General features: G+C 32.1%; 20 protein-coding genes. 5 read left to right on the top strand and 15 right to left on the bottom strand.

Annotated elements, in window-relative coordinates; translation table 11 throughout:
* Positions 1-71 precede the first annotated feature (71 nt).
* From DEFDS_RS07280 to DEFDS_RS07290, 3 genes are read right to left on the bottom strand one after another with little or no spacing between them, the layout of a single operon-like run.
* Positions 72-3,137, bottom strand: coding sequence for an efflux RND transporter permease subunit (locus tag DEFDS_RS07280; protein WP_013008154.1), 3,066 nt, complete (start codon positions 3,135-3,137; stop codon positions 72-74).
* An 11-nt stretch (positions 3,138-3,148) separates the two neighbouring features.
* Positions 3,149-4,291, bottom strand: coding sequence for an efflux RND transporter periplasmic adaptor subunit (locus tag DEFDS_RS07285; protein ID WP_013008155.1), 1,143 nt, complete (start codon positions 4,289-4,291; stop codon positions 3,149-3,151).
* Positions 4,288-5,565 (bottom strand): TolC family protein, encoded by a 1,278-nt coding sequence (locus DEFDS_RS07290; protein WP_041223676.1) that lies wholly within the window; start codon positions 5,563-5,565, stop codon positions 4,288-4,290. Before DEFDS_RS07290 ends, DEFDS_RS07285 begins: the two co-directional genes overlap by 4 nt.
* Positions 5,566-5,678: 113 nt before the next feature.
* On the opposite strand from DEFDS_RS07290, the gene DEFDS_RS12680 reads away from it, so the two are divergent.
* The 3 genes from DEFDS_RS12680 to arsB are packed head-to-tail and all read left to right on the top strand — an operon-like array spanning position 5,679 to position 7,841.
* Positions 5,679-6,377: an ArsR/SmtB family transcription factor gene (locus DEFDS_RS12680; protein WP_013008157.1), complete on the top strand. Its 699-nt coding sequence runs from the start codon at positions 5,679-5,681 to the stop codon at positions 6,375-6,377.
* Positions 6,374-6,790, top strand: a complete 417-nt coding sequence (gene arsC / locus DEFDS_RS07300) for an arsenate reductase (thioredoxin) (protein WP_013008158.1) — start codon at positions 6,374-6,376, stop codon at positions 6,788-6,790. The genes DEFDS_RS12680 and arsC overlap by 4 nt, the downstream gene beginning before the upstream one ends.
* 10 nt (positions 6,791-6,800) lie before the next feature.
* Positions 6,801-7,841, top strand: a complete 1,041-nt coding sequence (arsB, locus tag DEFDS_RS07305) for an ACR3 family arsenite efflux transporter (protein ID WP_013008159.1) — start codon at positions 6,801-6,803, stop codon at positions 7,839-7,841.
* Between the two features lie 18 nt (positions 7,842-7,859).
* Here the strand turns inward: arsB and DEFDS_RS07310 are convergent, their stop codons facing one another.
* The 8 genes from DEFDS_RS07310 to pckA all read right to left on the bottom strand — a co-directional run bounded on the left by DEFDS_RS07310 (position 7,860) and on the right by pckA (position 16,104).
* Positions 7,860-9,230, bottom strand: a complete 1,371-nt coding sequence (locus tag DEFDS_RS07310; RefSeq protein WP_041223678.1) for a sigma-54-dependent transcriptional regulator — start codon at positions 9,228-9,230, stop codon at positions 7,860-7,862.
* The gene (locus DEFDS_RS07315) at positions 9,220-10,602 is read right to left on the bottom strand and encodes an ATP-binding protein (protein ID WP_013008161.1); all 1,383 of its coding nucleotides are present in this window, start codon (positions 10,600-10,602) and stop codon (positions 9,220-9,222) included. Before DEFDS_RS07315 ends, DEFDS_RS07310 begins: the two co-directional genes overlap by 11 nt.
* The gene (gene phnD, locus DEFDS_RS07320) at positions 10,592-11,449 is read right to left on the bottom strand and encodes a phosphate/phosphite/phosphonate ABC transporter substrate-binding protein (RefSeq protein ID WP_013008162.1); all 858 of its coding nucleotides are present in this window, start codon (positions 11,447-11,449) and stop codon (positions 10,592-10,594) included. Before phnD ends, DEFDS_RS07315 begins: the two co-directional genes overlap by 11 nt.
* Complete coding sequence (locus DEFDS_RS07325) at positions 11,442-12,506, bottom strand: radical SAM/SPASM domain-containing protein (protein WP_013008163.1); 1,065 nt, start codon at positions 12,504-12,506, stop codon at positions 11,442-11,444. Before DEFDS_RS07325 ends, phnD begins: the two co-directional genes overlap by 8 nt.
* Entirely contained in the window at positions 12,499-13,167 is a 669-nt protein-coding gene (locus DEFDS_RS07330; RefSeq protein ID WP_041223679.1) for a tRNA lysidine(34) synthetase, read from the bottom strand. Before DEFDS_RS07330 ends, DEFDS_RS07325 begins: the two co-directional genes overlap by 8 nt.
* Positions 13,160-13,558: an archease gene (locus tag DEFDS_RS07335; RefSeq protein WP_013008165.1), complete on the bottom strand. Its 399-nt coding sequence runs from the start codon at positions 13,556-13,558 to the stop codon at positions 13,160-13,162. Before DEFDS_RS07335 ends, DEFDS_RS07330 begins: the two co-directional genes overlap by 8 nt.
* A gap of 7 nt (positions 13,559-13,565) precedes the next feature.
* Positions 13,566-14,438, bottom strand: coding sequence for an energy transducer TonB (locus tag DEFDS_RS07340; protein ID WP_013008166.1), 873 nt, complete (start codon positions 14,436-14,438; stop codon positions 13,566-13,568).
* A 73-nt stretch (positions 14,439-14,511) separates the two neighbouring features.
* Positions 14,512-16,104 carry a phosphoenolpyruvate carboxykinase (ATP) gene (pckA, locus tag DEFDS_RS07345; protein ID WP_013008167.1) on the bottom strand — a complete coding sequence of 531 codons (1,593 nt, stop codon included), beginning with the start codon at positions 16,102-16,104 and terminating at the stop codon, positions 14,512-14,514.
* Positions 16,105-16,167: 63 nt separating this feature from the next.
* On the opposite strand from pckA, the gene DEFDS_RS07350 reads away from it, so the two are divergent.
* A complete protein-coding gene (locus tag DEFDS_RS07350) occupies positions 16,168-16,485 on the top strand; it encodes an HNH endonuclease (RefSeq protein ID WP_013008168.1) in 318 nt (105 codons plus the stop codon).
* Positions 16,475-19,090 (top strand): alanine--tRNA ligase, encoded by a 2,616-nt coding sequence (alaS, locus tag DEFDS_RS07355; protein WP_013008169.1) that lies wholly within the window; start codon positions 16,475-16,477, stop codon positions 19,088-19,090. Before DEFDS_RS07350 ends, alaS begins: the two co-directional genes overlap by 11 nt.
* Positions 19,091-19,304: 214 nt before the next feature.
* On the opposite strand, the gene DEFDS_RS07360 is transcribed toward alaS, so the two are convergent.
* From DEFDS_RS07360 to DEFDS_RS07375, 4 genes are read right to left on the bottom strand one after another with little or no spacing between them, the layout of a single operon-like run.
* Positions 19,305-20,234 carry an MBL fold metallo-hydrolase gene (locus tag DEFDS_RS07360; RefSeq protein WP_013008170.1) on the bottom strand — a complete coding sequence of 310 codons (930 nt, stop codon included), beginning with the start codon at positions 20,232-20,234 and terminating at the stop codon, positions 19,305-19,307.
* A gap of 46 nt (positions 20,235-20,280) precedes the next feature.
* Positions 20,281-22,059 carry an acyl-CoA dehydrogenase family protein gene (locus DEFDS_RS07365; protein ID WP_013008171.1) on the bottom strand — a complete coding sequence of 593 codons (1,779 nt, stop codon included), beginning with the start codon at positions 22,057-22,059 and terminating at the stop codon, positions 20,281-20,283.
* Between the two features lie 21 nt (positions 22,060-22,080).
* A complete protein-coding gene (locus tag DEFDS_RS07370) occupies positions 22,081-23,259 on the bottom strand; it encodes a thiolase family protein (RefSeq protein WP_013008172.1) in 1,179 nt (392 codons plus the stop codon).
* 23 nt (positions 23,260-23,282) lie between these two features.
* Entirely contained in the window at positions 23,283-25,670 is a 2,388-nt protein-coding gene (locus tag DEFDS_RS07375) for a 3-hydroxyacyl-CoA dehydrogenase/enoyl-CoA hydratase family protein (protein WP_013008173.1), read from the bottom strand.
* Positions 25,671-25,726 lie beyond the last annotated feature (56 nt).

Genomic DNA, 25,726 nt, shown 5'->3' on the forward strand with positions numbered 1-25,726 from the left:
TATTAAATAACGTTGAAAAATAATAAAAATAGATATGCGGTGTGTCTAATTTCGACACACCACAACAAATGTTATTTCTTTCTATCAGATATATACGCAAACATCGGGATGTAAATCAATGTCAATATAGTACCTATTAATAACCCCCCTACAGCAACATCAGCAAGCGGAGATAGCCTTTCTAACCCAACAGCTCTTTCAAATGCAATAGGTAACATACCAGCTATGGTACCAAAAGCAGTCATGAATACTGGTCTAAACCTAACACGTACACTTTCCAAAGCTGCTTCAAAAGCACTTTCACCTTTTGCCCTGAATTCTTGATAAAAATCCACTAACAATACCGAGTTTTTAATAATTATACCAAAAAGTAACAGGATACCAACCAGACTTGGCATACATCTAGGCTTATTAAAAATCAACATACCCCACGCTGCACCAATCATTGCAAGGGGTAAAACAAAAATCATGACAAAAGACAGTATCACAGTTCTATAAATAGCTATTAAAGCCATTAGTAGCAAAACTACTCCAATACCTATAGCTTTAATCATTCTACTAAAACTATCTTTCATCTGTTTAATATCACCTTCCTGACTAACAATAACTCCTGCATGATCCACATTTTTTAACGCTTCTACACTATCTTCAGTTATCATAGAAACAGGTCTAACTGCCCTATAACCATTTACATCTATTGAGTAAAGCATATTATCCCTTTCAATTCTCGCAGAAGTTATATCATATTTTATTTTTGCTATTTGTGATAAAGGTATTGTTCCCTTTGGAGTATTTATTGGTATCATCTTTAAACTATCAGGATTTTCTTCAAAAGGTGATTTAGAATATAACCTCAAAAATTGCAATTGCAAAGTGTGAAGATTACCATTGATAGAAACTGGGACACCTTTTAATGGCAACTGCATAGCTACTTGTAAAGGTGTAATACCGTAAGCCAATGTCTTGTTTTCATCTACGATAAGTTTGGTTTCAACAAAATCGTTGTCCCAGCTAATATTTACACTTCTAAGCCCTTTTACCTTATACAACTCCTTAACAACATTATGGGCAATAGATGGAAGGTAATTATAATCTTCTGAGAACAGTCTCACATCCAAAGGCGCTTTAATACTTGACAAAGCAGTTGCTCCAAAATCGTAAACATCCACATCTTTTACATTTTTTAATGAACGAAGTTTAGTCCTTATTTCATCTTCTAATTCCCAAATAGATTTCTTACGATGAAATCTATCAACACAGTTTATTGTCATAGTAACTTCTGTTGGGAGAGATCCGCTACCAATAGACAAAATTCCAGGCTCGCTACCCACTGCAATAGAGCTCATCACCACTTCTTTTTTACTATGCAACCACTTTACAAAATCAGCCAATCTTTTTTCAACCTGCTCAGTGGTTTCATTAGAACTAAACTTCAAATGAACTTTAATAATTCCTGTATCCATAGGAGGCATTAAATCCCCACCAATTGTAGGCATAATGTTTCTTAAACTAAAAAGAAAAAACATTATAACAGGAACAATCAAAATCATTTTTCTAAATAATTTTAATCTATTCCCATTTGAAAATTTTAATACTCCAAGATACAAGTTTACTAATCTTCCAAAAGTATTTTGATAAATTTTTTCTAACAATTTCTCAAATTTTGTTTTTTCATGCCCTTTTCTATAAAGTATTTTGGAAAAATGAGGAATAAAGGTAATGGATAAGAAATAACTTGCTGCCAAAGCTATCAACAATGTACTTATAAGTGGCCTAAAAATCTTTTGAGGGAAATCACCAACAAATAGAAAAGGTACCATAATAATTGAAGTCGCAACCGTACCTGCAAAAACAGGCATTATTACTTCTTTTGTCCCTTGAACAATAGAGGTTTCCAGATCATTCTTTAACTCAGATAAATGCCGTTCTATATTTTCTAGCACCACAACAGCATCATCAACAAGCATACCAAGAGCAAGTATAATAGCTGTGTAGATAACAATATTTAATTCACCACCAAACATCCATATAATTGCCAACGTAGAAAAGAAAACCATTGGTATGGATATCAGAGCTGCTATTATGGCTCTAATATTACCCAAAAAGAGTAAAATAACTATTAGAGTGAATATTATCGCATCTCTAAGAGCCTCAAGCATGTTTCTGTTTGCAGTGTTGATAAGTATTCTCTGAGTATCTGTAAGCTCAAAATTTATATTTTTATATCTATTTTTCAATTTATCTATAATTTCTCTAGCAGCTGTACTCGTATCAAGCACACTACCGCCAGGAGCTCTTTGAACAGCAACTGCAATAGACTCCTTACCATTGCCTAAATATCCTGCAAACCTTTTTTGAAAATCCCATTTTATATCTGCAATCTGTGAAAGAGTTATATTTGGAGCTACTGGCAATTGTTTAAGCCTTTCTATAATATCCCTTTCGCCATAGATTGTGATTGTATAAAAATTATCTTTTGAAATCGTAAAACCTACTGGGATATCTTTATTAGTAGTATAAATTATTTCACCAATCTTACTAAGAGGTATATTCATTTTTTTCAATTTCAATGGATCAATATTTATAGTAATGGCACCTTGATAACCACCAAATACTTCCACATTTCCAATCCTAGAATCTCTCAGAAGAGCAGGTTTTATATCACTCTCTACAATTTTTCTAATATCAGCAACTGTTATTGTTTTATCCTTTGGTGAAAGAGCAAAAACATCTACAGGGAGTGTAAAAGAACCAGCAGTATATATTGCGGGATTTACTCCTTGAGGTAATTTAGCCTTAACCTTATTGATAGCATTATTTACATCAACTGCAGCAGCATCAAGCCCTTTTTTGTACTCAAATTCCACGGTAACAACGGAAACACCCGCCATATTTATAGAGCTTACTTCTCTAACCAAAGCAAGGGTGCTAACTTCTTCTTCTATAGGCTTTGAAACAGTTGCGGCAACAACTGCAGGAGTTGCTCCAGGTACTTTTGAAACAACAATTACTTTTGGTCTATCACTATCTGGGAATAGATTTTTTGGCATAGTAATAAGACCAACAACACCCATAATAAAAAGAGCAGCTATAACACTATACAGTAAGTATGGCCTTTTATAAAAAAATTCAAACATTTTAAACTCCCCTATTCTTTATTGAGAAAATGTACAGGAACACCCATAGCCACTCTTAACAATATATCAGGCATTGCTGAAATTAACTCTTTACCTGACAAATCCTGATCAACAACAACACCTTCACTACCTGATGCAATTACATTTACTTTTATTTTATCAATTTTACCATTATCATTTACAAACACATAAGAGCTATCACCCTTAGTTAAAATAACAGTATGAGGCAACAATACATTTTCACCTTTATATGTTACCAATTTAAGGTCGATATACTCACCTTCCACAAGGTTTTTAAATGTGCCGATTACTTTATAAGTTCTGATACCATTGATTGTTTTATTTAATGACTTAATGGGATATTCTTTACCATCAATAATAACTGTTTTAATATTCAAATCAGAAGGTATCCTTGTTTCAATATATAAATTATTGTTTGAACTAATCTTAAATAGAGGTTTACCAGGCATTGCCATATCACCTTCATTTATAAATCTCTCAGCAATTATTCCATCAATTGGAGATGTTATTTTAGCATAAGTGATCTGATTTTTAATCTCCTTGATACTGTTATTTAAAATACCTAACTTATTTTTTAAGCCTTTAATAGCATTTTCCAGAGAACTTATCTGCGCTTTAGTTGCAGCAATAGCTGTTTCTTCATTGTTGTATTGCTCTATAGAAGCTCCCTTAACATCTAAAAGCTCTTTAGTCCTCTTATGGGTATCAAGTAAATTTGCTAACTTAACCTTTAATGCTTCTAAATTGGCTTTTTGAGAATTAATCTCTATGTTAATGTTTGACTTTTCAATTGCTAAACTAGACAGTTTAGATCTTAGATCGTTATCGTCGATTATAGCCAGTAACTCTCCCTTTTTAACTAAATCACCATTTTGCTTAAATACCTTTAAAACCCTACCGCTTAATCTGGTAGAAAGAACAGCATTCTCTGAAGATTTTACAACCCCCAATGCCGGAATAGTCAAAACAATCTTACCTTTTTTAACTACAACCTTCTCAACATTTGCAGGTACAACACTTGCAGGTTTTGCTTTAGCCAAAGCTGCTCTTCTCTTTTTCAAAAGTCCTATACCAGCAATTAAAAGCAGTACAATAATTACAAAAACTATTAATCTTTTAACATATACACTCATTTTATCACCTCAACTAAATCTTTTCCATTTAATAATGCCTTTTCGGCAATTAACTTCCATTTTTCAGCTATCATATTTGAAAGCTCTGCTTGAGACTGAAGTAAATTAACTTCATATCTTAAATACTCTTCTGTAGTCATTCTTTGATTTTTATATGCTACTTTTGCAATATTAAGAAGATCCCTTTGATTTTCCACCTGTTTTTGATACAAAGAAATGTTTTCTTCAATTATTGGCAACTGCTCATCAATTTTCTGTTTTGTAGATTCAATCTCTAGTTTAGCCTTATTATACTTTTGTTTTGCTTTGAAAAGATCAATTTTACTCTCTTTTAAACCGGTAAAGTTAGTTTTTTCAAACAATGGTATTTTTAAAGCTACCATAATAGAACCATAAGTCCTCTCAATATGTGTATCAGTATTATATGCAGTACCTGCATTTTGAATATAAGATGCAGTCAAATATAAAGAAGGGTAAAATTTATCTTTAGCTGCCTGTTTTGAAATGAGATTTGCCTCTATATCTTTGTTTAATATTTTTAATGTTAAATTTTCACCATTAAGATTCTGTTCAACAAGAGTCATAGGGACTGACTCTTCAATATCTTTACTTGTCAGAATTTTAATATTTTTGACAATTTCAACTTTCTTATTAACCAGATTATTTTTCATAGACTTTAACTGGAGAATAAGATTGTCTATTTTATAAAGTTCTGCTTCAGGAAGTCTCCCATTTTTAACCATCAAAGAAATATGATTTTTGGTAGTATTTAAAGATTCTATCCTTTTATCTAAATAATCAATATAACTTTCAAGGTATGATAGTGATGCATTTAAAGATACTACCGCAGCTTCTCTTGATATAATGTTTTGTTTTCTTTTAAGCCTTAATTCTGATTGAACTACAGAAAGTTTTTTCCTTAAAGTATAAATCTCTTTAACGAATAAAGGCATTTTCAATTCTAAACCATATCTTAGAATCGCCTTCGAAAAAGGGATTGGATCTACCCTTGGATTAACTTCTGTAGGAGGCATAGGCCTTAAATTGGTAGGAGAATTGTGATACTCATAACTAACAATACCATCAACTGATGGATATAGTTTGGCAGTCAGTTTTTCTTTTTCAATATTGGATTTTTCAATCTGCAATTTGTCGATAATTGAATCTGGTTGATTTTTAACAGCATTAAGTAAGTCATCAATCGTCAGTGCATACATAGTATTAAAAGATGTAAAAGTAAACACAAAAAACGTAACTAAAAAAATTCTTTTCATCAAACACCTCTACAATATTTCTATCAATATAGAAATATTAATACTCTTTTATTTTTTGTCAATAGAAAAGTTTTTGTATTGACATATCGTGATTTATCGATATATTCCACTTTATGATTGAAGAATTTCTAAAAGCTATTTCTGATAAAACAAGACTTAGAATTTTAAATTTAATCAATTTTGCAAATGAAATATGTGTGTGCGATTTAGAAAACACACTTAAGCTAAAACAATCAACATTATCAACTCATTTATCAAAATTAAATAAAACAAACATAATAAATTATCGAAAGAAAGGGAAATGGTCCTATTATAGAATAAACAATGAACTTGATAAAAATTATCAAAAATTACTTAAAAATATAATTAATGTTTTCAAAAAATCAGAAACTGCAAAATCAGACATAAAAAATTACAAATCCAACAAAAACAGTTGCTCTATCAGTTATAAGATTTTAATTGTTGATGACAAAAATGATCTTTACAGTCAAATTTTAGAAAAAGAACTGTCCAAAAAAGAAAACTTTAATATTGTCAGTGCAGGAATAAATCCTGCTGATAAAGTTTCACCCTTATTAAAAAAATTATATCCTGACGATTTCAAAAATTTTAGTTTCTTTACCAAGAGTATTAATAACTTCTTAGACTACGAGTTTGATATTATTTTTTATTTAATATCAGACAAGAAACAAAATCTACCTGACTTAAAAGCGAAAAAGCTAATAGAAATCACCATCAAAGAAAATGAACAAAAATTACCAATAAACGATCTAAAAAAGCTATTACTAAAAAAATGTGAGAGGTATCTATGAAGAAAAAATTACTATTTTTATGCACAGGTAATTCCTGCAGAAGCCAGATGGCAGAAGGCTATGGTAAAATCTTTTTAGGGGATAAATACGAAGTCTATTCAGCAGGAATAGAAAAACATGGCCTAAACCCAAATATGGTTAAAGTTATGAAAGAAGACGGTGTTGATGTAAGTAATCAATATTCAAAGACTTTAAATGATTTAGTAGATATAGACTTTGATGTGGTTGTAACAGTTTGCGGTGACGCTCATGAGACCTGCCCTATGTATCTTAAAAAAGCTAAAATAATTCACAAAGGGTTCAAAGATCCAGCGAAAGCGAAAGGAACAGAAGAAGAAATTTTGAAAGTATTTAGAGAAGTAAGAGATCAAATAAAAGATTATATAAAAAATGAGTTAATAAATTTGATTTAAGGAGATTGTAATGGAATCAATAAGCAAAAAATTATCATTTTTAGACAGATATTTAACTCTATGGATTTTTTTAGCAATGATAGCTGGTGTTGCTATCGGTTATTTTGTGCCACAAAGTGTTCAAGTAATTAATAAGTTTCAGATTGGTACAACAAATATATTAATTGCAATCGGTCTTATTCTTATGATGTACCCCCCATTTGCAAAAGTTAGATATGAAGAGCTACCCGATGTATTTAAAAATGTAAAAATCTTGACAATATCACTATTGCAAAACTGGATTATCGGTCCTTTTCTGATGTTTTTTATCGCAATCATCTTTTTGAGAAATTATCCAGAGTATATGGTTGGTCTTATAATGATTGGATTGGCAAGATGTATTGCAATGGTTATCGTTTGGAATGAGCTTGCAAAAGGTGATACAGAATACGCTGCTGGTCTTGTTGCATTTAACTCTATTTTTCAAGTTTTATTTTACTCGATTTATGCATGGTTTTTTATAACAGTTTTACCTAAATATTTTGGTCTCAGTGGTGCGGTAGTTCAGGTAACAATATCACAAATAGCAAAAAGTGTGTTCATTTATCTGGGAATACCTTTTATTGCAGGAGCACTCACAAGATACATTGGAGTCAAAATTATGGGTAAAGAAAGATATCATAAAGTTATCGTTCCTAAAATCAGCCCAATAACTCTTATCTCTTTATTATTCACTATCATTATCATGTTTAGTTTAAAAGGGAAATTAATTGTAAAACTACCAATGGACGTAGTTACTATAGCTTTACCACTTTTAGTTTACTTTACAGTAATGTTTTTTATCTCCTTTTATATAGGGAAAAAACTTGGTGCAGATTACAGTAAAACAACCACTTTAGCTTTTACAGCTGCAAGTAATAATTTTGAACTAGCAATTGCGGTAGCAGTTGCTGTCTTTGGTATAAATTCTGGAGCTGCATTTGCTGCAGTAATTGGACCTTTAGTTGAAGTTCCTGTAATGATTGGCCTTGTAAATGTTGCTTTATACTTTCAAAGAAAATATTTTCAATAGGGTGTTTTGACACCCTATTTATATCTTTATTTCATATTTTTTCAGTTTTGCATTCAATGTTACTCTACTGATACCTAAAATTTCTGCTGTTTTACTTAAATTATAACCATTCATCTTTAATGCTCTTTTTATCAATCTTGCTTCGATCTCTTCCACACTTTTTACAAGCAAATTATCCTTATATTTATTGAAAAAATACTCCGTAACATAAACGTTATTAGATTTAATCTTATCAATTTTTATATCTTCAGGTTTTATTAAATTATCTTTTGTAATCAACACAGCTTTTCTAATAACATTCTCTAACTCTCTCACATTTCCTGGCCAATCGTATTCTAATAAAATATTAAAAACTTCATCTTCTATACAGCAAATACTTTTATTAAGCTCTTTTGAATATTTTATAGTAAAATAAACAGCAAGATCTTTAATATCCTCTTTCCTCTCTCTCAATGGAGGTAAATTAATGTTTACAACATTAAGACGATAATAAAGGTCTTCTCTAAACAACCCCTTTTGTATTAATTCCTTTAAATCTTTATTTGTAGCTGCCACTATTCTAACATTAACTTTTTTGAGTTTGTTGCTACCCAACCTTTCAATGGCACCATCTTGCAAGACTCTAAGAAGCTTAGCCTGAAGATCTAAAGGCATATCACCAATTTCATCAAGAAATAATGTCCCACCATCAGCAATCTCAAATTTACCCATTTTGCTTTTATCAGCACCAGTAAAAGCACCCTTTTCATAACCAAACAACTCACTTTCCAACAACTCTTCAGGTATAGCAGCACAATTTATCGGTATAAAAGGTTTTTCTTTTCTGTCACTGTATTTATGAATAATTTTAACAATTAATTCTTTACCTGTGCCACTTTCACCTGTAACTAAAACCGGGTAATTTGTTTCAGCGACACCAGCCACCATAACCATAATATCCCTTATTGCTTTAGAAGACCCAATAAATATTTCATCACTAAAACTTTCATAATCCAGCTTTAAAGCATTTTCAGGACAATATTCTTGATTATCAATTCTTGCTATTTTAGTTGCAATTTCAACAATATATTCTGGCTCAACAGGTTTAACTATGTACTCCACTGCACCTAATTTTATACTATCCAATACAAGATTACTTGTGCCATAAGCAGTCATCATCACAACAGGCACATTTGCATCTATTTTTTTTATAGCCTTTAAAACTTCTAACCCGTTTTCTTCTCCCAACTTATAGTCCAAAAAAATAATATTAAATTTATTCTTTTTAACTAAATCTAAAGCATCGCTACCATTTAATGCTGTATGAACGTCAAAACTATCACTAAGTAACCTTTTTAAACCATAACACAATGCACTATCATCATCTATTATCAATACCCTAACCGACATAAGCACCTCGTAAGCTTATTCTAAAAACTGTATTATTATCTTGACTTTCTACCAATATTAACTCACCATCCATTGCAGTTACTATCATATCACAGATTGCTAGCCCTAAACCCGTCCCTTTTGCTTTAGTGGTAAAAAAAGGCATAAATATTTTATCTTTAGCTTCTTCATTTATACCAGTTCCATTATCTATAATATCAATTATCACATCTTCGCTTATATTAAATATATTGATTTCAATTTTATCCGCACCAGCATCCAATGAATTGTTGATCAGGTTTAATAATACCTGCAATAACTTCTCTTTATCAACCTTTATTATTTTTAACTTACTATTGAAATTAAATTCTGCGCTAATATTTAGTCTGTCAAAATACCTTTTTAATTCATCTTTAACCTCATTAACAATAATATCAGTCTTTTCAATATTTACAGGTTTAGTATATTCCAAAAATTCATTTATTCTTCTAACAAGACGGTTAGCTTCACTTTTAATAACACTTAAATCTTCGTGGCAACTACTATTTGAAGCACTGCATTTCGATAATTGATAGACCATAAGATTTATTGTCATAATTGGATTTTTAAGCTCATGAGCAAGACCAGCAGCCATCATACCTATAGAAGCAAGTTTTTCACTCCTTCTTGCCTTACGTTCCTCTTCATAAAATCTATTCAAAGTATCGTACAATCTCTCAGACATTTCATTTAATGTTTTTGAAAGTTTTTTTATCTCTATTGAAGCATATTCTGGAACTTCTGTTTTAAATGGTAGGTTATCATAGTTTAACTCATTTATTTGATTCACAAAATTATTCATAGGCCGTATTAATAATTTTGTCAAATAAAGCCCCAGTAAAACCCCAAATAAAATAATCAAAATATTAACAAACCCTAATTTAAATAAGTTTAGTTTCACCTCATCATTTATCGCTTTTTTGTCTATAATAAAAAGTATATAACCTATGGGATCATTCTTTATTTTCATAATTTTAAGTTTCATATAATCATTATCAACCCCTTCACTTAATAAATCCATATCCCTTTTTGCTTTAGCATCTGCCAAATAACTTTTATTTTTATCAAATAAATATATATTTTTTATATACCTCGTATTATCACTAATCTGTTTCAGCGTAATAAAAAGTGTATAAACATCCTCATAGAGTATTGACTCAATTAATCTTTGTTCATTTGTTTTATAATGAGACTCTATAACTTGCTTTATATTATCTTTTATAAAACTATTTAGATAAATAAAAAGGATTATCAGATTTATAACAACAGTGCCAAAACCTAAAATTCCAATTAATAATCCAACTCTGTGTTTAATTTTAGGAGGTAAAAATCTATAAAACAAACTACTCTTCATAACCAAACTTACTTAAATAATCCTTCATAATAACAACTTTTTTCAATAATTTATAATCTGGTAAAATAAATCTTTCTATCTTCAATTTTTTTAAAATACTTTTCCCTTTATCATCCTTATGCATATTTAAAAGAACTTTTCTAATTTTATCACGTAAATCCTTGCTCATATAAGTTGATGCTACAAAAGGTGGAGCAAGAAATTCATCAGACTTATGTATAATTTTTATATTTTTTACCTTATCAGGCTCATTCTGTTCTATAAAATCATAAACCAAACTATCAACAGCTGCACCATCTATCAATCCTATATTCACCAAATAAATAGACTTATCATGGCTATTAGTAAAAAAAATCTTTTTAAAAAACTTATCAGGTTTCACACCAACCTCTTTTAAAATTAAATAAGTTGGATAAATAAAACCACTATTTGATAACCTATCAGTAAAAGCAAATACTTTACCTTTCAAATCTGAGATTGTTTCAATTTTAGTTTTTTTATTAACGATTATATATGATCTGTACGTACTTTTACCATTTACAACAGGAACCCCTAAAATATCATACCTCTTATTGTCTAAATAAATTAGAGCACCTGTGCATATGGAGGCAAAATCCACTCTACCAGTTTCTATTAATTTATTGATTTCAGAATAGTTTCTCCTAAAAATTGGATTTATTTTCTTTCCCACTTTCTGCTCTATGTATTTACCAAAATCTTTATATAGGAAAAAAGTTTCATCAGGTGAAATCATTGATGCAATAGCAAAATTCAGCTCTGCTCTTACAGTATTACCTATTAACAATAAGTTAATTAAAAAAATTATATTTATAATTTTTTTAGCCATTGTAATTCTCCGGAACATAATCACAGAAAGGCTCTTCTGCCATATAATCACCCGTAACCGCATATGCTCTTGCTCTACACCCACCGCACACACCTAAATATTTACAAACTCCACATTTCCCTTCATATGACTTAAAATCCCTAATATCTTGAAACAACTTTGAATTTTCCCAAATATCCTTAAATTTCTCTTTAAATACATTACCTGCACTTATAGGAAAATATGAACATGGATAAACATCCCCTTTTGCACTAATAAAGCATATAGATTGAGCAGCTATACAACCTTTCCCTCCGCCAGTTGAAAATTTTAAACTTCTTCTCTGAGTATCAAGCCCCTCTTTTTTACTTCTTTCATGCCATATTCTGTAATATTGTGGTGCACAGGTAGGCCTTACCAAAATTTCATCCTCTTCTCTTTCCATCTCATAATGCCAATTTAAAATGTCTTCATAATCTTCCTTACTAACAAGCTCTTTCATTATCTCCTCACCTCTACCTGTTGGCACAATGAGAAACATATACCAAGCTGTAGCACCAAGTTTTTTAGCTAATTTATAGGTGTTCTCTATATCATGCTGATTCCTTTTAGTAAAAGATGAATTTATTATAAAAGGGATATCATGTTTATTAAAATATTCTGCAGCTCTCATAACTCCTTCAAAAGCTCCTGGCTGCCCCCTAAAATCATCATGAATCTCTTTTGTAGATCCATCAAGGCTCAAAGAAACAATTTTTATACCGCTATCCTTAATTTTCATACAAATTTCATCATTAACTAAAACCCCATTTGTAGCCATGCACATTCTAAACCCTTTTTCCGTGCCATATCTCGCAATATCAAAAACATCTTTTCTAAGCAAAGGCTCACCACCAGATAAAACTATCACAGGTGTAGCAACTTCTTTTATCTCATCTAACAGTTTGAAGCATTTATCCAGCGTAAACAACCCTTCCGGTGAATGAATATCTGAAGAAGATCTGCAATGAACACAGTTTAGATTACATTTTTCAGTTATTTCCCACGCCATCCATTTTAATTCCCACTTTTTACTCATCCTTCTCTCCATAAATTTCATAATTTTCAATAATATAATTTATATTTCCTACTAATTCAATATAATTAATCTCAAGCAACTTTGAAACCTTTTCAACAAAACCAGTTACTCTATTTTTCACCAAACACTTATACTCATTATCTGTTATCCCATACTTTTTTGCATATTTTTCAATATCTCGTTTGAACACATAAAAAAAAGGCCTCAACACTGTAACTTCGCCAAAATAATCCCTTTTTACTGGCAATGATTCCAACTTTTTTTGATAAAAAATATTCCATAAAAATCTTTCTGCAAAATCATCTGCATGATGTGCAAATAATACATACTTACAACCAACCTCTTTTGCAAATTGAAAAATATAATGCCTTCTAAGCCTTGAGCAAAAATAGCAATCTATCGGAAATTTTACATCCTCTTTAACTTCAACATTTATTGCGTCAGGCAAAGTAGTCTTCAAATCCCCAGATATTCCAACATGAACAGGATAAATTTTGCCAGCAAAACTATTATTCTCATAGAATTTACTAAGCAAATGATAAAGAACAGCAGAATCAATACCTCCCGAAACACCAACTATTAAATCTTCTCCTAGAAATGGGTATTTTTGATGAGTTTTCAATAAACTACCAATCAATCTTTTTTCTATCTTTTTATACATCAAAAATAAAATTCCCTTCTATCAAATTGTCTTTTTCCAATACGTAAAAATTATGCTTAGTTATAGCCTTTATCTCAATTTCAATATCTTCATTACTTTTAAAAAGTGAAAACACAGCTTTGGAATTAACCAATTCTACTAATCTAAAAATAACCCTTTTTGCATATAGATAAAAAATTAAATCTTTTAATAGCTCATAAACAAAAACATCAAAATCTTCAATTAAATACCCCTTTTTATCTGCAATATCTTCTATGTTTTCTATTTTCTTATCAAAACACAAATAGTAAAAACTTTCTAATAAATTTTTAATAAACTCTTCTCTATCTTTTCCATAAACTTTTAATCCTACATCAGCAGTGGTATCTACAATTTCAAATTTTTTCTCCATAAATCACCTAATAAACAAACATATAGTTTAATTTATATGAAAAATAGCCTGTAACATTCAACCTTTTTAAACCATAGGATTCTGGTAAAGGTACACCTTTCATTGTCTTTAATGCTTTTACCGCTTCTTTATCAAGAGCTGGATATCCACTACTTCTAATCACCCTTATATTAGTGATAGTGCCATCTTTTAAAATAGTAAATTTCACTTTTACCGTTCCCTCTTCACCGTTCATAGCAGAACTTTTTGGATAATGCCATACCTGATAAAGTCTCCTCTCAAATTTTTTAAAATATGAAGCGTATTTAAATTTCATCATACTTACGTCTACATCATCTTCACCTTCTTTTGATCCTTTATCTGAAGGGTATGCGTATTTTGATATTATGTCTTGAGGATTCAAAATTCTTGCAACCTTATCGTCACTTATTACTTCATTTTTCTTAGTTTGTTCACTCTTCTCTTCAACTTTTTTTTCTTTTATCTTTTTTTTGATAACCGTTTTTTTATTGTTTTCTTTCTTAATTTCTTTTGTTGTTATACCTTTTTGAACTGTCTTTTTCTTTTCACTTTGCTTTGGAATAATTTTTTTACTTTCTTTCTTTTTTTGAGGTTTTAAAGGTATAGATTCTTTCTTTGAGACTATTTCACCCTGTTTTTTCTCTATTTTACCCTTTTTCTTAAAAATTTTCTCTTTTTCAGATAATATATCAGGTTTTTTCTTTATTTCTTTCTTAGTAACTGGTTTCTTTTTCTTTATTATATCCACATATAAAGGCTTTTGTTTTTTCATTGGAACTTTATTAATCTTAACAAAAACAATAACTGCTAAGTGTATTAATAAAGAAATAATTATAAATATAGTTAATTTTTTATTCATGAGTCACAATATATAGAAAATTTCAAATATATTAAGTTCAAATTAAAAAGGCTGGCATACTGCCAGCCCAATTTTATATTTTTGGCGCACCTTTCAAAATTTCTGGATCCAAATCCTTTTTATATTTCTCCATATTTTCCACAAAAGCTTTAGCCAAGTGTAATTTTGTCTTATCATACTCTTCTTTATCGCTCCAGGCCAATCTTGGATTTAACACATCATCAGGAACACCAGGAACACTTTTAGGAATTAAAAATCCAAAAACATCATCCTCTACAAATTCCACATTTTTCAACTTCCCTTCTAAAATTGAGTTTACAATATTTCTGGTATGCTGAATTTTAAACCTTGAACCTACACCATATGGCCCGCCAGTTAAACCAGTGTTTATAAGCCAACAATCAACATTAAATTTTTCCATTTTTTCGCCTAATAACTTAGCGTAAACAGTAGGATGAAATGGCATAAAAGGTGCTCCAAAACAAGCACTGAAAGTGGTTTTAGGTTCTGTTACCCCTTTTTCTGTCCCCGCCACCTTTGCTGTATAGCCAGAAATAAAATGATACATTGCTTGAGGCAAGGTTAACTTAACCACTGGAGGTAAAACTCCAAAGGCATCGTAAGTAAGAAAAATAATATTTTCTGGATGCCCACCTTTACTACCTGGTGCAATATTTGGTAAATGGGTCAACGGATAACTTGCCCTTGTATTCTCTGTCAATGAATCATCATCAAGATTAACTCTTCTCGTCCTCGAATCTATCGTTACATTTTCCAGTATTGTTCCAAATTTCCTGGTGCATTCATAAATATCAGGCTCAGCTTCAGGAGATAGCCTAATCACTTTTGCATAACATCCACCCTCAATATTAAAAACTCCATCATCACTCCAACCATGTTCATCATCACCTATAAGTGCTCTATTTGGATCTGTAGATAAAGTTGTCTTCCCCGTTCCAGACAATCCGAAGAAAAGTGCCACATCACCTCTTTCTCCGATATTGGCTGAACAATGCATAGACATAACATTTTTCTTTGGCAATAGATAATTCATTACTGTAAAAATAGATTTTTTTATCTCACCAGCATAACTGGTGCCACCTATTAAAACTAAACGTTTTTTAAAATTTAAGATAATAAAAGTTTCTGAGTTAGTTCCATCTATTTCTGGAATTGCATGAAACCTTGGAACATCAATCACAGTAAAATCTGGTTCAAAAGTTGCTAATTTATCTTGATCCAGTTCTCTAATAAACATATTTCGAGCAAAAAGGTTGTGCCAAGCATATTCTGTTATAACTCTTACTTTAATTCTATGATTTTCATCAGCACCAGCGTAACACTCCTGGACATAAACCTCTTTGTTTTGCAAATATGCTTGTAATCTATGATACAGTCTTTCAAAATGCTCTTCACTTATAGGTTTGTTGCCACCATCCCAGTAAATATCATTCTCCACATCCTCAGTTTTGACAATAAATTTGTCGTTAGGTGATCTACCTGTATGATGCCCTGTTCTTACAACAATTGGTCCTAAATGAGCAATCAACCCCTCTCTACGCTTAATTGCCTCTTCATACAATTGAGGAGTTGTAAGATTCCAATAAATTCTTGATAAGTTGACCAGACCATGTTCCTCAAGGCCGGTATACTCAGTTTTCTTCATGACATCCCCCTGCACATTTTAGTTGAAATATAACAGTTTTAAACTATAATCAGAAAAATGGAAATGAACAACAACTTTTTTATAATAGAAGTAGATGAAAAATTTATAAAAAGAGAAAAACAAAAAGCTAGAGAACTGAGAAAAAAGCAATGGTGGAAGAACAAATTAGCAGAGGGGAAATGCTATTACTGTGGAAAATCTTTTTCACCAAAAGAACTTACAATGGATCACATTGTCCCTATAATTAGAGGTGGCAAAACAACCAAAGGGAATGTGGTACCTGCTTGCAAGGATTGCAACAATAAAAAGAAATATATGCTACCAATTGAGTGGACAGATTATTTAAACAAACTTAAAAACGGAGAGGGAAATGACAGGTAAAGAGATTCGTGAAAAATTCTTAAAATATTTTGAAAGTAAAGGTCATACAAGAGTGCCATCGTCATCACTTGTACCTCACAATGACCCTACTTTACTTTTTACAAACGCAGGAATGAACCAATTCAAAGATGTTTTTTTAGGCAGAGAAAAAAGGGATTATACCAGAGCATGTTCCTGCCAAAAAGTTGTAAGAGCAGGTGGGAAGCACAACGACTTAGAAAATGTTGGTAGGACTGCAAGACACCACACATTTTTTGAGATGTTAGGAAACTTTTCCTTTGGCGATTATTTTAAAAAAGAAGCTATTGAATACGCCTGGGAATTCCTCACAAAAGAAATAAATCTTCCTGCGGATAAATTATATATTACTGTTTACAAAGATGATGATGAGGCATTTGAAATATGGAATAAACATATAGGTGTTCCTGCAGATAGAATATACAGAATGGATGAAAAAGATAATTTTTGGGCGATGGGTGATACTGGACCATGCGGGCCATGCTCAGAAATTTTGATTGATCAGGGACCTGAAATAGGATGTGGAAGGGCAGATTGTGACCCATACTGTGACTGTGATAGACATCTTGAGTTGTGGAATTTAGTTTTTATGCAATACAATAGAGATGAAAGTGGAAAATTAAACCCATTACCAAAACCAAGTATAGATACTGGGATGGGGCTTGAAAGAGTCACAGCTGTAGTTCAAAAAGTCCCAAGCAATTTTGATACAGACCTTATTAAACCCATCATCGAATATGCAGCAAAGCTATCCAACAAAAACTACGGTGATAATGAAAAAGATGACACTTCATTAAGAGTCATTGCTGACCATGCAAGAGCAACAACTTTTCTAATTTCTGATGGTGTGCTACCTTCAAACGAAGGTAGGGGTTATGTTTTAAGAAGAATAATGAGAAGAGCCATGAGACATGGCAAAATGCTCGGATTTAAAGAGTCTTTTTTCTATCAAGTTTGTGAGTTTGTTTGTGATTTTATGAATGACCCTTACATAGAATTGATGGATAAAAAAAGCTATGTTTCAAAAGTAGTAAAATTTGAAGAAGAAAGATTTAATAAAACTCTGGAAACAGGCTTAAAAATAGCTGAAGAACTTTTGGAAAAATATAAGGAAAATAAGGAAATTCCTGGTTTTGAAATATTTAGACTTTATGATACTTACGGTTTCCCTGTAGATTTACTTCAGGATATTATGGAAGATAACGGCTATAAACTTGATCTTGTTGGCTTTGATGAAGAGATGAAAAAACAGCAAGAAAGGGCAAAAAATGCCTGGGCTGGTAGTGGAGAATCATTCATCGCAGATATCTACAAAAAGTTAGAAAACCAGTTCAAAACAGAATTTATTGGTTATGAAAATACAAAATCAGAAAGTAGTGTCCTTGCCATCGTTAAAGATGACAATGAAACCCAAGAAATATCAGAAAGTAGTGAATTTGAATTGATTTTAGACAAGACCCCATTTTATCCAGAAAGTGGTGGTCAGGTTGGAGATACTGGTAAAATTTATAATGAAAACTGCAACATAGAAGTATTAGATTGTAAGAAAGTGGGAAATTTAATTGTTCATAAAAGTAAACTTTTAAGTGGTAAAATAAAAAAAGGTGACAAAGTAACAGCAGTAATCGATGTAGAAAAAAGAAAGAATACAGAAAGAAACCACACAGCTACACACCTTTTACATAAAGCTCTACAAATGGTACTTGGTGATCATGTAAGACAGGCTGGTTCGCTTGTTGCACCAGATAGATTGAGATTTGACTTTACCCATTTTGCTCCGGTAGATGATGAAGAGATAAAGAAAATAGAACTCCTTGTAAATGAAAATATAATTAAAAATATAGAAGTAACTAAAACTATAAAACCCATCGAAGAGGCAATTAAAGAAGGGGCAATGGCACTCTTTGGTGAAAAATATGACAAAGAGGTAAGAGTTGTAGAAGTACCAGGATTTAGCAAAGAGCTATGCGGTGGATGCCATGTGGGAAGAACTGGGGATATAGGTATATTTAAAATAGTAAGTGAAGCAAGTGTAGCTGCTGGAATCAGAAGGATAGAAGCAGTTACTGGATTAGAAGCTGTAAAATTCACGCAAGAAATAAATAGTATTGCCAAGAAAAGTGCACTATTACTTAAATCAAATATTAACGATGTACCTTCTAAAATCACTGAACTTCAAGAACAACTAAAAAATACACAAAAAGAATTAACCAAACTGCAAGACAAACTAAATGCTAGTAAAGCTGAAGATATATTATCAAATGTAAAAGAAATTAATGGCATTAAAGTGTTAGCTATAAGAATGGACAACACAGAGATTAATGCACTTAGAAACTTTGTTGACATGGCAAAAGCAAAAATCAAATCTGGAATTGTGCTTGTTGGCTCAGTAAATGGTGACAAAGTAACATTTTTATGCGGTGTTACTAAAGACTTAACATCAAAATACAAAGCTGGAGATATCGTTAAAGAGATAGCAAAAATTACTGGTGGTGGCGGTGGAGGTAAACCAGAGTTGGCTCAAGCTGGCGGTAAAAACCCAGAAAAAATCGATGAAGCATTAAACCATATATATAATATTTTATAAACTCTGAGCACCTTATCTAAGGTGCTCTTACTTTATAAACAATAAATTATAAATAAGAATATTTGCACGATAAAATGAACTTTAGTTCCACAGATTGCTTCGTCGCTTACGCTCCTCGCAACGACTGGAAATCTGTCATTGCGAGCGTTAGCAAAGCAATCTAAAACTACTTTAGTTTCGAAAATTATATTATTATTCAAATATCTCTAAATACTTAAAAGCAGATTTTAAAAGGGATACCTATTTTTTGTAGGGATTCTTGAAGTTTTATAGGATTTTTATAAAAGTCGTAGAAAAATAATATTTCAGAAAGTTTTATATAAGTTTTAAAAGGATCTTTAACAAAATCACCCACCAACGATTTTAAAGCTCCCAAAATATCATCATTAGCTAAAAATTCCTTAATATTATTCAATCTTTCGCACATCTTTTTAACATAAAATTCTACTCGTTCATTTACGCTATCAATATACTCTCTATGACCAGGTAAAAATTTATAATTTTCCTCTAATTTTTTCATTTTCAAAATCGTATCACAAAATGCTGAGTAATTGTCAAACTTTCTATCTTGAAAATCTGCATCAATATCTAAAAGTGGAGTTTGAAAAATACCTCTTAAAAAAACATCACCGGTTATCGCAACACCATCAAGAAGATAAACAATATCACTTTGCGAATGTCCAGGACATCTAATATATGCGATATCAAGACTCTTTAATATATCCTCTGACTCCTCTAAGACATTCAAATTATTTGGTACAGGAACTTCTTTTGAAAAACTAATCAATGTCTTAATAACGCCATCAATAGCAGACTGCTCCATATTGATATCTTGAAGGATCTTTTCCATCATTTTGATTCTATAATCAAGGTTTTTAAGCCTAAACAAATCATATTTTGATACAAAAATCTCTGCATCTGTGTTATCTTTTAAAAATTGTATTAAACCGTAATGATCTGCATGACAATGAGTTATAAACACATATTTCAGTCTGCTAAAAACTACTGTCTTTTGTAAAAAATCTTTTGCTAAAGGGGTATTGGGACCAGTATCAAATAATACTAAAAAATCATTATAATCTTTTACATAAAAATGGACAGGTCCAACTGGATACGGTGTATCAACTGTATACTGATTAACCACTCTTTAACCCTCTTTTGAAAAAAAGGGGCTTTTAATAGCCCCCAAATTAGAATATGTATTTTTCTGCTTCAATTGCTTCATCAGCTAATAATCTCTTAGCTTGAAGCAATCCAGTTGCATCATATTTTGTAAATCTTCTGATACCACTTAAAATCATCATTAAATTATCACCCTCTTCAGTAAAGAAGGCAGCTTTTCTAGCAGCTTTTGCTACTGTTTCCACAGCATCAAAAGTAAATACTTTTACTGCAGCTTCCATCAATTTAGCTTTCTTTTCACTTACTCTGCCAATATTCTTCTCAGCTCTTAAAAGAGCACTTTCTATTGCAAAAATTTGAATAGCGATATCAGCTAATGCAATTAATAACTCTTGTTGATGTACAAGTTTATCCATATACTTTTGAGCAGCAGCACCAGCTACCACCAAGAAAAGTGTTTTAAGATTTTGTAATGTGTATTTCTCTTGAGCAAAAGGTACAGAATCATCAATTTCATCAAAAGATGGAGTCATAAGAGCATCAACAGCTTTCATAGCTTCTTGTTGGAATGGTAATTGACCCTTCATTGCTCTCTTTAAAAGCATACCAGGGATTAACAATCTATTAATTTCGTTTGTACCTTCAAAAATTCTGTTAATCCTTTCATCTCTATAAAATCTTTCTGCAGGATACTCTTGTATGAAACCGTAACCACCAAAAATCTGTACAACTTCATCAACAACTTTAGCTAAAACTTCAGATGGGAAAACTTTTGTGATAGAGCATTCTATTGCGTACTCTTCAATAGCTTTTTGATAAAGTTCATAATAATTTTCTGCTGATTTATCAATAGTTGCAATCCTATCATCAATTAGTCCAGCTAACCTATAAATAGCTGATTCAGATGCAAAAATATGCGCAACCATATCAGAAACCTTCTCTTTGATAGCTCCAAAACTGCTTATCTGTCTTCCAAACTGTTTTCTTTCATTTGCATATTTGATACCCTCAGCAAGAGCAAATTTTGCAGCACCAGTAACCGCAGCACCAAGTTTAAACCTACCAACATTCAATATATTAAAAGCTATTTTATGCCCTTTACCGATCTCACCAAGAAGATTTTCAACTGGTACTTTACAGTTATTTAAAATTACCTGACGAGTTGAAGAACCTTTGATACCCATTTTCTTCTCTTCTGGGCCAAGCTCTACACCCTCAAAAGTTCTTTCTACAAGAAATGCAGTGAAATGCTCTTTATCAACTTTTGCAAAAACAGTAAAAAGATCAGCAAAACCAGCATTTGTTATAAACTGTTTTGTTCCATTTAAAATATAGTATTTACCATCTTCACTTAAAGTGGCAGTGGCTTTAGCTCCAAGAGCATCACTACCAGAACCTGGCTCAGTCAAACAGTAAGCTGCTAACCATTCTCCAGTAATAATTTTTTCTAAATATTTATCTTTTTGTTCTTTAGTCCCGTAATAAATAAGTGGTAAAGTACCAATACCAGTATGAGCTGCATAAGCAACTGAAAAAGAACCAGCAGGCGCTATCTTTTCTGCCACAAGCATACTTGTAGCTTTATCAAGATCAAGGCCACCATACTCTTCTGGAGCATCAATCATTAAAAGACCTAGCTCACCACATTTTTTCATATGTTTTACAACTAAATCGAAATTCTGGTTATCAATCTCTTCTAAATCAGGTAATACCTCATTTTGTACAAATTGCTCAGTTGTTTCAGCAATCTGTTTTTGTTCATCTGTGAAATCTTCAGGTGTAAATACATCATCTTTAGTAACTTCTGTTATTAAGTACTCAGCACCTTTGAACAATTTTTTCTCCATCGTTCACTCCTTCTATATTTTTTATTTTACTATTTCAAAAATTCCGGCAGCACCCATACCGCCACCTATACACATTGAAACCATTCCATATTTTACATCTCTTCTATGCATTTCATGAAGCAATGTAGCAGTAAGCTTTGCACCTGTACACCCTAATGGGTGACCAAGAGCAATAGCACCACCATTCACATTGGTTATTTCTCTATTTAACCCAAGCTCTTTAATAACTGCCAATGATTGAGCAGCAAAAGCTTCATTCAACTCTATCAATCCGATATCTTTTAACTCAAGCCCAGCAAGTTTTAACGCAGCTGGAATAGCAGCAACAGGTCCAATACCCATGATTTCAGGAGCCACACCTTTTGCTGCAAATGCAACAAATCTTGCAAGTGGTTTACCACCTATCTTTTTCAAATAATCTTCGCTAACTACCAAAACTGCAGCAGCTCCATCTGTCATCTGAGAAGAATTACCAGCGGTTACAGAACCATTTGCTCTAAAAACAGGTTTTAATTTTGCCAAACCTTCGATTGTAGTGTCAGGTCTTACACCATCATCTATATCCACAACTTCTTTAACCTTTTTAACCTTATTTTTCTCATCAATACTTGTGTACTCAACTTCAACAGGGATTATTTCATTTTTAAATTTCCCCTCTTTAATAGCTGCAGCAGCTCTCATATGACTTGTATATGCAAATTCATCCTGCTCTTCCCTACTAATTCCGTATTTTTCAGCAACCAACTCAGCAGTAATACCCATTGATGCATATGTCTCTGGCCAGCTTGCTATCAAATCTGGGTTTGCACTAAACTTATTTCCACCCATTGGAACCATAGTCATAGACTCTGTACCACCAGCAATTATACAGTCTGCAAAACCAGCCATTATTCTTTCTGCTGCAAGAGCAATAGTTTGCAAACCACTTGAACAAAATCTATTCACAGTCATCGCAGGCACTTCAATTGGCAATCCAGCTTTAAATGCAGCAACACGAGCCACATTCATACCCTGCTCACCTTCAGGGAATGCACATCCAATAATAACATCTTCGACATCCTTAGCATCAACACCTGTTCTTTCAACGAGCCCCTTAATAGCCTCTGCAGCCAGATCATCTGGCCTCATATCTTTAAATTTACCTTTTTTAGCCTTACATCCAGGTGTTCTGTATGCGGCTAATATATATGCTTTTCTCATTTTTATTCCTCCATCAATCTATTTTAGTTTCTTAAAGGTTTACCTTTTTTAAGCATGTGCTGAATTCTTTCAATTGTTTTCTTCTGTGAGCAAAGCTTAACAAAAGCATCTCTTTCAAGTTTTAACAAATATTCTTCTGTGATAAGTGTTCCAGGATTTACGTCACCACCAGTAATCACATCAGCAATTACACTGCCAAGATATTCTTCATACTCTGTGATAAATCCACCCATCTTCATATTCCATAATTGGGACTTAATACTTGCAGCAACACTCTTACCTGGTGCTTTTAAGTTTTTAAGTGGAGTTTTAGGTCTATAATTTTGAGCAAGATCCAACACTTTCATTTTAGCGTCATAGATTAGATTATCTATATTCATAGTTACAGAATCACCATCTGTTAAATAACCAAGATCAAATAGCTCATATGCACCCATTGAAACTTTTGCCATAGCAATGTTCATAAAGTTTTTGAAAATAAAAGGTGAAACATCTGTATTATACCTTTCAGCAAGTTTTATAGCTCTAATAGCCATCTCTTTTGTACCACCACCTGCTGGAAGTAAACCAACACCTATCTCAACAAGTCCCATATATGTTTCTGCATGAGCTACTCTTGCATCAGCATGTAAGCAAAATTCACATCCACCACCAAGTGCCATCTGGAATGGTGCAGCCACTACAGGAACTTTAGAATATTTAATAGCCATAGCAGCATCTTGGAAAGCTTTAACCATCATATAAATATCATCAAACGCACCTTCTGCAATTGCAACAGCAAGCATAGCTAGGTTTGCACCAACACTAAATTGTTTACCCTGATTTGCAAGAACAAGACCTACACCATTTTCCTCAACATACTGAACTGATTTTTTAACCATAGAAAGAACATCGCCACTGATAGAGTTCATCTTTGTATGGAATTCAAGGCAATATACACCATCACCAAGATCTATAAGTGAAGCACCTTTGTTAGACTCAACAACTTTTCCTGCATTTTTCAATAATGCAAGATTTATACTTTTTTCATCAGTTGGAACTGGTTTATACTCACCAGCTAAAATGTCGTAATAATATCTAATACCATTTTCAACTTTATAAAATCTTTCTATTGACTTGAGTTTTTCAGGAACTTTTACACCTTCTTTTTCTGCTCTTTCAACAAAATATTTAACACCTATAGCATCGAAAATTTCAAATGGGCCAAGCTCCCAGTTATAACCCCATTTCATTGCATTATCTACATTTACTATATCATCAGCTATCTCAGGTATTCTATTAAAAGTATAGATTAAAGAATCTCTAAGCAGTCTCCATGCAAATTCTGCTGCTTTATCCTTTCCTGTAACAACAGTTTTAATTCTGGTCGCTACATCATCAATCTGTTTTGTAGCTTGAACAGAAGGGAATTTAGGTTTTACAACATCTTTGTATTCACCAGTATTTATATCATAGTAATAAGTCTTTCTACCTTCAGCTGTTTTCTCTTTTTTATAAAATCCTTGTTTAGCTTTATTACCAAGCAACCCTTTTTTAACCATTTCTTCAAGAAATTCAGGAACCTTATATATTTCTCTTTCTTCATCATCTTTCAAAAGATTATATGAGTTGTGACCAATATGTACGATAGTGTCTATACCAACTAAATCAGCAAGCCTAAAAATAGCAGTTTTTGGCATACCTATTGCTGGGCCTGCTGCTACGTCAGCTTCTTCTACAGTCATTTCAAGATCTCTTAGATGTTTAAAAGCTGAGTAGATTACGTAAACGCCAATTCTGTTACCTATAAAATTAGGTGTATCTTTGGCATAAACGATACCTTTACCTAAACGTTTACTGATAAAGTCAGCCATAAAAGAAACAACTTCAGGATCAGTATATTTAGATGGTACGATCTCCATCAATCTCATATATCTTGGTGGGTTGAAGAAATGTGTTACAAGAAAATTCTTTTTCATATCATCTGGCAATACTTCTGCCATTTCATTAACTGAAAGACCACTTGTGTTTGTTGATAAAATTGCGCCTTTTTTAAAATTTGGAACTACTTTTTCAGTCAACAACTTCTTCTTGATATCCATATTTTCAACAACAACTTCAACTACCCAGTCACATTCAGAAATCTTATGCATATCATCTTCAAAATTGCCAACTGTGATTAACTCAGCAAACTCTTTTAAATAAAAAGCTGCTGGTTTCATCTTCAATGCATTTTGTAAACCATTTCTAGCAATCCTATCACGAACAACCTTATCCTCTAATGTTAAACCTTTTGCCTTCTCTTCCTCTGTAAGCTCTCTTGGAACTATATCAAGCAATACTACCTCTACGCCGGCATTGGCTAAATGAGCGGCAATTGTTGCCCCCATCACACCAGCACCCAAAACGGCTGCTTTTTTAATTTGTCTCATCACTTCCTCCTGACTATTCGTTCATTTTATAACAAACATGTTTATAACACATTTTT

The organism is Deferribacter desulfuricans SSM1 (genome assembly GCF_000010985.1).
Lineage (GTDB): Bacteria > Chrysiogenota > Deferribacteres > Deferribacterales > Deferribacteraceae > Deferribacter > Deferribacter desulfuricans.

Coding starts and splice junctions, on each gene's coding strand:
- DEFDS_RS07280 (WP_013008154.1), bottom strand. CDS start 3,137: ATGTTTGAATTTTTTTATAAAAGGCCATACTTACTGTATAGTGTTATA.
- DEFDS_RS07285 (WP_013008155.1), bottom strand. CDS start 4,291: ATGAGTGTATATGTTAAAAGATTAATAGTTTTTGTAATTATTGTACTG.
- DEFDS_RS07290 (WP_041223676.1), bottom strand. CDS start 5,565: ATGAAAAGAATTTTTTTAGTTACGTTTTTTGTGTTTACTTTTACATCT.
- DEFDS_RS12680 (WP_013008157.1), top strand. CDS start 5,679: ATGATTGAAGAATTTCTAAAAGCTATTTCTGATAAAACAAGACTTAGA.
- arsC (WP_013008158.1), top strand. CDS start 6,374: ATGAAGAAAAAATTACTATTTTTATGCACAGGTAATTCCTGCAGAAGC.
- arsB (WP_013008159.1), top strand. CDS start 6,801: ATGGAATCAATAAGCAAAAAATTATCATTTTTAGACAGATATTTAACT.
- DEFDS_RS07310 (WP_041223678.1), bottom strand. CDS start 9,230: ATGTCGGTTAGGGTATTGATAATAGATGATGATAGTGCATTGTGTTAT.
- DEFDS_RS07315 (WP_013008161.1), bottom strand. CDS start 10,602: ATGAAGAGTAGTTTGTTTTATAGATTTTTACCTCCTAAAATTAAACAC.
- phnD (WP_013008162.1), bottom strand. CDS start 11,449: ATGGCTAAAAAAATTATAAATATAATTTTTTTAATTAACTTATTGTTA.
- DEFDS_RS07325 (WP_013008163.1), bottom strand. CDS start 12,506: ATGAGTAAAAAGTGGGAATTAAAATGGATGGCGTGGGAAATAACTGAA.
- DEFDS_RS07330 (WP_041223679.1), bottom strand. CDS start 13,167: ATGTATAAAAAGATAGAAAAAAGATTGATTGGTAGTTTATTGAAAACT.
- DEFDS_RS07335 (WP_013008165.1), bottom strand. CDS start 13,558: ATGGAGAAAAAATTTGAAATTGTAGATACCACTGCTGATGTAGGATTA.
- DEFDS_RS07340 (WP_013008166.1), bottom strand. CDS start 14,438: ATGAATAAAAAATTAACTATATTTATAATTATTTCTTTATTAATACAC.
- pckA (WP_013008167.1), bottom strand. CDS start 16,104: ATGAAGAAAACTGAGTATACCGGCCTTGAGGAACATGGTCTGGTCAAC.
- DEFDS_RS07350 (WP_013008168.1), top strand. CDS start 16,168: ATGAACAACAACTTTTTTATAATAGAAGTAGATGAAAAATTTATAAAA.
- alaS (WP_013008169.1), top strand. CDS start 16,475: ATGACAGGTAAAGAGATTCGTGAAAAATTCTTAAAATATTTTGAAAGT.
- DEFDS_RS07365 (WP_013008171.1), bottom strand. CDS start 22,059: ATGGAGAAAAAATTGTTCAAAGGTGCTGAGTACTTAATAACAGAAGTT.
- DEFDS_RS07370 (WP_013008172.1), bottom strand. CDS start 23,259: ATGAGAAAAGCATATATATTAGCCGCATACAGAACACCTGGATGTAAG.
- DEFDS_RS07375 (WP_013008173.1), bottom strand. CDS start 25,670: ATGAGACAAATTAAAAAAGCAGCCGTTTTGGGTGCTGGTGTGATGGGG.